Genomic DNA, 7026 nt, shown 5'->3' with positions numbered 1-7026 from the left:
TGACGGATTCTACGGCTTTTACAGCCGGAACTCTTTCCTTGAGGACTTTTTCAATGCCCATCTTTAGAGTCATCTGACTCATGGGACATCCTCCACAAGCGCCTTTAAGTCTCAATTTCACGATTCCTTCATCAGTTATTTCCACAATTTCAGCGTCGCCGCCGTCTGCCTGAAGTTGTGGCCTGATCAGGTCCAGGGCGGCCTGAACTTCTTCTTTCATGGTAGTCTTACTCCTTTCAATTGATCGCCCCGCAGGCCAGAATATTCAACATATCACATAGAGATTCCCAAGGCAGCCAAAAAACTGAATCACACTGCAAGGATTCCATGCGATGTTCTTAGCCTGAATGGGGCTCTTCCATTACCGATTTTTTGCTTTCACAGACTTCGCATCAGCTTCCATTGGTCAATTGCCCTGAGAATATCATGTTCACTGAGCGTTACCGTCTCCGGAACATCATCCTGTTTTTCCAGCTCAAGTTTTGCCGCGTTAAGAACGGCGCGCCTGCTGATTTCTTCCAAATCCGCACAGGACAACTCAGAGGATTCCCCGGCCGGAGAATCATAATTCCCTATAAAATTTATTCCATCTCTAGAAAGATATTTCCTGAATATGAGTTCCCTGTCCTTTTCAATGGGTAAACGAAGCTTCAATTCTTGAGAAAATCGCCCTGTTGCGCGCAGCGCGGGTGGCACATCTTCTCCTCGCGCCGCGGTAGCTACGACAAGTATTGGTTTTTCCGATTTTGTAGCGTTCATTTCCAGTACGATCTGATTCACTATTCTTTCAATTACCTTTGAGTCCGACCAACCGGAGACTGCGAATGAATCGACACTATCGAGGATCAATACTGTCGGAGCCAGTTCTCGCACCTGTCTAAAAAGTTCTCTTATGTTTCGCTCACTCTCGCCCATATACTTTGACAACAACTCCGGGCCCCTTATTTCAATCACGTTGAATCCACTCTCTTTTGCGATCGTGCGCGCCATCAGGGTTTTCCCTGAGCCTGAAGGACCTGTGATCAGAAGCCCGGAAGGCCTGTTAACGCTCAATTTCTCAAGAAACGAGACATTGTTAAGAGGCCATAGGATTGTTTCCTTGAGGAACTCAATCTCCGCTGAGTAACCTGCAATGCTGTCCCATCCCGCTGCGTCAAGGTCAACTTTGAATCGTCGCCCGGAGGATGGCTTCATGTTCTTTAACGCTCTCTCGAAATCACCACTTTCAACTGCGATGGCTTCCAGAAAATCCTCGGAGAGTTCCTGATCCGTATCTTCCAGTCCCGGCAACGACCGTCTAAGGGTTTCGTATGCGGCTTCCTGACACAAAGACTTAATGTCCGCTCCCACAAACCCGTGAGTCTTTTCGGCCAGAGCGTCCAAATTCACTTCGCACAGGGGCATGTTTCGGGTGTGGATTTCAATGATTTCACGTCGTCCCACTACATCGGGAACTCCAATGTGAATCTCTCTGTCAAACCTTCCGGGCCTTCTCAGCGCCGGATCAAGATTATTCGGCAAGTTGGTAGCAGCGAGCACCATCACGGCGCCACGATCTTCCAGACCATCCATCAGAGCGAGAAGCTGAGCGGTTACCCGGCGTTCGACTTCGCCCTCCGACGTGTCTCGTCTGGGAGCCAAAACGTCTATTTCGTCGATAAAAATTATAGCGGGAGCATGCTTGAAGGCGTCTTCAAAAGCAGTCCGAAGTTTGGCTTCACTCTCACCATAGTATTTTTCCATTATCTCCGAGCCCACTACGCTCTTGAACCAACATCCTGTCTCAGCAGCCACGGCCCTGGCGATCAGCGTCTTGCCTGTACCTGAAGGACCATGCAGGAGAACTCCTTTGGGGGGATCAATACCCAAACGATCAAATATTTCCGGGTGTTTCAAGGGTAGTTGAACTACTTCTTTTACGCGTCGAACAGCGTCCTGCAATCCTCCAATATCTTTAAAGAGAGTGTCTTTAGAAGAAACATATTCCTGACCATCCTCATCAACCAGTCTTATACGAGTGCCAGGAGCGGCTCTACACAGATCATGCGGCTCGGTTGCGCATATGCTGAACCGAACAGTTTCTCCACGATTAGTTTCGAGCGCCACAGAGCCCCCCTCCGTTAAGACCATACCATCGACTTTGTCCAGCATTGAACGGATTTGCTGCTTGGACAGATCTATTCCGTCCGGCGCCTGAAGAGTCACGCTTTCAGCGTCAACGCAGACGGCTTTTCGCAGCTTCACCTGGCTAAACATTTGAAATCCCGCCCTATCCATTGTGTCCCGGTCGAAGGATATCATTCTGGTGTCAATCCAGGAGTTAGGATGGCTCTTGGCCTGAACGACGCATTCATAAGAACCCAGCACCTCAACCGCTTCTCCATCGGTAAGGCCCAGGTTTTCCATAAAAGTCTTGGATATAAAAACCACCCCTGTGCCGGGATAGTCATCTACAACTTTGGTTACCACGAACGCGTACGTCGGATACTGGTTCTTGTGACAGTCACAATCCTCATGTGAATGCCAATCTCCAGGAACATGGTCATTGCAGTGGCACTGCATGGAAATCTCCTCGCTCCGCTCAGGGTTCTTTAACAAATGGAATTACTAAGCGCTCTTGGACGCTTCGCTCTTCAACCAGGACTTCAGATCGTCGTTTATTCCACACGCCCTGTTCTTGCACGCAAAATGAATTACTGAGGCGTCTATCAAATCTTGCGGCGCTTCAACTTCAGATACTACCTCATAAGTGTTGTGGCTTTGTCTCACAAGCATTAGGCGCGCCGGCTTATCAGTTGCGTATATTTTAAAATATGCGCTCTCCTCGTTGCAGGATTTGGCGTGATTCAGCCCTCTTGACCAGTTCGTCCCCCATTCGAGGTAACGAGTCACAGCGTCAAAAGGATGAAGCTCCCAGTCGATCAGGCTCTCTATTTCTTTATCTTTCAGTATTTCCCTAATGTTTTTCACAGTCCTATACCTCCGGACAAATAGACCCTTTGTGTATTTGTAAAATCGGATGCTTTTACTCAGGAAAAGTTTCATGGACCTGGAAATAGGCGCATGAAAGGGATTGAGTCGGTATGACCGGCGGACCAATTATTAAAAGAGAAGGCCACATTCCCAATGAGTTTCAATTTACGGTCGAAACTTCCTCTACAGGGATGTGGCCTGATTTATCGCTAAGTCTGTTAACTGAAAAGCCTATTTGATTGGTGGAACATAAGGCAGCCATAGCGAAAATAGCCAGCATAGGAAAAAGATCAGAGGCGTATGAATAATTAACTGCAGGACGGAATAGCCGACCAGATCACGGGCCTTAACACCCAGTAACCCTAGCAAGGGTAACATCCAGAAAGGATTTATCAGATTGGGAAGCGCCTCGGCCGCGTTGTAGATCTGGACTACCCATCCCAGATGGACTTTTAACTCGTTCGCCGCCTGCAAAACATAAGGCGCCTCGATGACCCACTTCCCGCCGCCACTGGGTATGAACAACCCAAGCACCGCAGAATAAAAAGCTACCAACAACGCATAAGTGTTATGTGTGGTTATCGAAACGAAAAGCCCGGCCAACCAGGCGGATATCCCCGTTCCTGTTATCATCCCGAAAATGACGGCGTAAAAGGGGAATTGAATCAAGACACCGCCGGTCGCCGGTATCGACTGACCAACAGCGCGGAGGAATCGTTTAGGCCTCCAATGGAGAAGCATTCCAACAGAAATAAAAATCAGGTTATAGGTATTTAGATCAAGCGCAGCCAAAGGCCCTTGAGGAGAAGTCCTGAAAACATCTATGAGGTAGGCGAACAATACCAGGCATACCAATATTGTTAACAGAGGACTGTATTCAAGCCACTCACCAGGTTTTTTTCTTGGTTCAAGCTCAAGATTAATAGGGTCAAACCTGGCGCCATAGTAATCCACTGTTTTCGCGTTCTCAGCAGAAGGCGCGGACCAGTATGCGATAAGCACAGAAACTATGAGTAGCGCTCCGGCCGTTATCAGGCTTTCCTTCAAAAAGATCGTTTGTGTTAATGGAATTATACCGCTGATGTTGTACAAGGCAGGCGGAACCGAACCTTTAGTCGCCATTAACAACGCCGCGGACGACGATAACCCCATTGCCCATATGCTGCCTAGACCAAGATAAGCCGCAGCCCCTATGGCTCTATAGTCAATGCCATCTACGCGTCGAACCAGTTCACGAACCAGTAGTCCACTGAAGATGAGACTGAACCCCCATGAAATGAGTGAGGTCAGCATTGAGAACAACGCCACGAAAGCTATCGCTCCCCTCGGGGTTGAGGGAATCGAAGCAAGTCGTTGAATGCACCAGTACACTGCCGGAGTCGATGCGAGGACATATCCGCCGACTATTATCATGACCATCTGCATTGTAAACGGGATCAGGGTCCAGAAGCCTTTACCGCCGACAACCGCCATTTTGTATGGTGATTCCCCCAGCAGCAGACCAACAATGAAGACTACCACGATGCCCAGTAGAGCGAAAACAAGCGCGTCAGGAAACCATTTTTCACTCCAGTCGGCAAGCGACAGCCCGAAACGAGCCAGCCCGCCCTCCGTGCTCACGGCGCCTTTTTTCATCGCTTTTTCCATATGAATCCTCCTACCCGGGAAGCATGAATGGTTTAATGGACTCCCCCTACCCTGCGTTAAATACTACTCCCATCAAGAAATTCTTAAACAGATTTTTATGAAAAAATTGGGGATAAATATGAATAAAAAAAAACCGTCCGGCTTTTCATAACCGGACGGGATCGTTTTTTGTGTGTGGCTCCCCGAGTAGGACTCGAACCTACAACCTAATGGTTAACAGCCATCCGCTCTGCCGATTGAGCTATCGGGGAATCGGAAGTCGGAGTCTGTTACGACCCCAACTTCATAATCTTTTTATTCTTAAAAAAGTCAGCGATTTTGTCAACGCGAAAATTTCCGGATGAACGGAAAAAGCAGAATCACCGCTGCGAATGAAATCGTATTCCATGCATTAGACTGCTTCTGCGTCAACTGAAGCCCATTTTCTAAGCTTTGGCAGTTCAATTGTCTCCCAGGCTTCAGAAATTCTGAGGGCAACAAAATGTTCAAAAAGGGAATCGATAAGTCCAATGCCTTCCTCGATCAAACCCATTTTTTCCAGGAAAGCCCCTTCCAAATCCTCTTCTCCTCCCTCTTCCAAAGGCGCGGTCCGAGGAGTTTTCAGAGAACCAAAGGAAAACCAGCTACCTTTTATTAGGACTGAATATTCATTTTCCGCTGTTTTGAATGACACTCTGGTTTCTTCAATCTTTTTTCCCTCCCGTATCGCCGCCAGTCCTTCTCTGAGTTCTGAAAACTCGCCCTTAATGCTGACCGTTTGAGGAGTGTCTACATCCGTAAGATCAAGAGTCATGCGATCATGAAAAACAACTTCAATTACTTTTCCGCCCGGTAACTCTATTGGTCCACCAGTCTGTTCCGATTTAAACCAGAGCCAAGTCAGAAATTCCCTTCCAAGAAACGCCTTTTCTCTCAATATATCCAGAAAATCCATGCCGTACCCCGTCAATCCTTTTACTTTGAGGTCATCTACTCCAAACAAAAAATCAAGGAGCCATAATACAGGACTTTATTTCTCCCAGCCTGTTGCGGGGCGCCTCACCTGAAAGCATTTCCATTCCCCTGATGAACGGAACAAGAGGCGTCAGAGTCAAGCCAAAACTTTTTTTGAAATGGTCTTCGACTCTCTCTCTGGCTCTAACGCTCAACGCCGCGAGGTATGCGACCGATCCGGCAGTGTCCCAAACCAGGTCAAAAACCTGGATTGAAGGCAAAACGCGGCTCTTGAGGGATTCCTTGAGCCCCTCTTTCAACTCTCGCAATTGGGTCGTTGAAATGCGCCTTTGACCCGTACGTTCGAGTAATTTTCGTCGCTCTTTCTTAAGTTCAGTTTCCAATACTCTTGGAGGCACCCGTACAGTGTCAATTCGGAAAGACAAGGCGACATAATTGGTCCGCACATACGACGCGCCTTCAAACCTGTAATCATCAAAATCATCAATGCTTGTCCAGCCAAACCCTATCAACTCCCCCGGTTGATCAGTTGTTCGGAATGAACCGCGTTTGACCCCTTCGTGAACCGTATCCCAAAACGATCCCTGTATTTCGCCTTTTACACGATAACGCATTATTGAAACTGATCTAGAGGCGAATCCCATACCTTTTCCTCCAATTTATTCGTGCCCTTTTAAGCTGTGTTAACAATCTCCTAGAATAAACCAATGCTCGCCGACTGGCAACAGACGTCGCTTCCCAAACGACATGAATCCAATTTACCGGATTTACTCACATGTTCAAAAAACGAAGCGCTTCCGACACAATCCGGTCTTCTTTCCCAAAATGGAAGTGGTCTGTGTTTTCGAGTGTTATTATGCTCTTGGGATCGGGGATCTTTGTTACAAGTTCGTTAAAATTCTTCGAAGAGCAAACAAAATCGGATGTTCCCGCGAGCAGCAGTTTTGGTCGATTTTCATTAAGCAGAAAACTGAAATCATACATGTCAACAGGAGGGGAAACACCGATTAATCTCATGGGTCTGTTCACGAGTGAAGCGGCTTTGAGTCCTACCCAGCACCCAAATGAATAACCCGCAAGGATAAGATTGGAACAGTCCAGGCTCTGAAATGTGTCCAAAAAACTTATTGCGGCCAGGACGTCATCGATCTCGTCAACTCCACCACCATGTGAACCACCGCTGGCGCCAACTCCGCGAAAATTAAATCTCAGCGTCGCTACACCGTGCGCTACAAGGCCGCCGGCCAGCGCTGAAACTACATTATTACGCATATTCCCGCCGTAAAGAGGGTGCGGATGAAGTATCAAGGCTCCCTGCGGCGTTTTTTCATTCGATTCCGGAAGGTCCAGCGCCCCTTCCAGGGTTATGGATCCACACGGAATCGAAAGATTTTTTTGAGATCCCACAAAATGCTCCTGAAAGGCTGTAATTCTATTATTTCGGAACCTGAG

Annotated in this window: 7 protein-coding genes and 1 tRNA gene (1 of these 8 cut by a window edge); all 8 read right to left on the bottom strand. The window is 47.8% G+C overall.

Features of this window, described 5'->3' with window-relative positions; all coding sequences use genetic code 11:
- Positions 1 to 220, bottom strand: the 5' portion of a protein-coding gene (locus tag WC647_15920) for a NifU family protein (protein ID MFA6223796.1). It extends 5 nt beyond the left edge of the window; the window shows 220 of its 225 coding nt (coding positions 1-220); its start codon is at positions 218 to 220; its stop codon lies beyond the left edge, outside the window.
- Between the two features lie 158 nt (positions 221 to 378).
- Positions 379 to 2562: an AAA family ATPase gene (locus tag WC647_15915; protein MFA6223795.1), complete on the bottom strand. Its 2184-nt coding sequence runs from the start codon at positions 2560 to 2562 to the stop codon at positions 379 to 381.
- A gap of 45 nt (positions 2563 to 2607) precedes the next feature.
- Complete coding sequence (locus WC647_15910; protein ID MFA6223794.1) at positions 2608 to 2970, bottom strand: DVU0772 family protein; 363 nt, start codon at positions 2968 to 2970, stop codon at positions 2608 to 2610.
- 234 nt (positions 2971 to 3204) lie between these two features.
- On the bottom strand, positions 3205 to 4620 hold the full coding sequence (locus tag WC647_15905) for a TIGR00366 family protein (protein MFA6223793.1): 1416 nt from the start codon (positions 4618 to 4620) through the stop codon (positions 3205 to 3207).
- A 175-nt stretch (positions 4621 to 4795) separates the two neighbouring features.
- Positions 4796 to 4871, bottom strand: a tRNA-Asn gene (locus tag WC647_15900).
- 140 nt (positions 4872 to 5011) lie between these two features.
- Positions 5012 to 5554, bottom strand: a complete 543-nt coding sequence (locus WC647_15895; protein MFA6223792.1) for a hypothetical protein — start codon at positions 5552 to 5554, stop codon at positions 5012 to 5014.
- A gap of 52 nt (positions 5555 to 5606) precedes the next feature.
- A complete protein-coding gene (locus WC647_15890) occupies positions 5607 to 6218 on the bottom strand; it encodes a hypothetical protein (GenBank protein ID MFA6223791.1) in 612 nt (203 codons plus the stop codon).
- Between the two features lie 127 nt (positions 6219 to 6345).
- Positions 6346 to 6981, bottom strand: a complete 636-nt coding sequence (locus WC647_15885) for an alpha/beta fold hydrolase (GenBank protein ID MFA6223790.1) — start codon at positions 6979 to 6981, stop codon at positions 6346 to 6348.
- Between the last annotated feature and the right edge of the window lie 45 nt (positions 6982 to 7026).

The sequence above is a fragment of the Desulfomonilaceae bacterium genome, assembly GCA_041662605.1.
In the GTDB taxonomy this organism is placed as follows: domain Bacteria; phylum Desulfobacterota; class Desulfomonilia; order Desulfomonilales; family Desulfomonilaceae; genus CAJBEZ01.
This window is presented reverse-complemented; position numbering and strand designations above follow the sequence as displayed.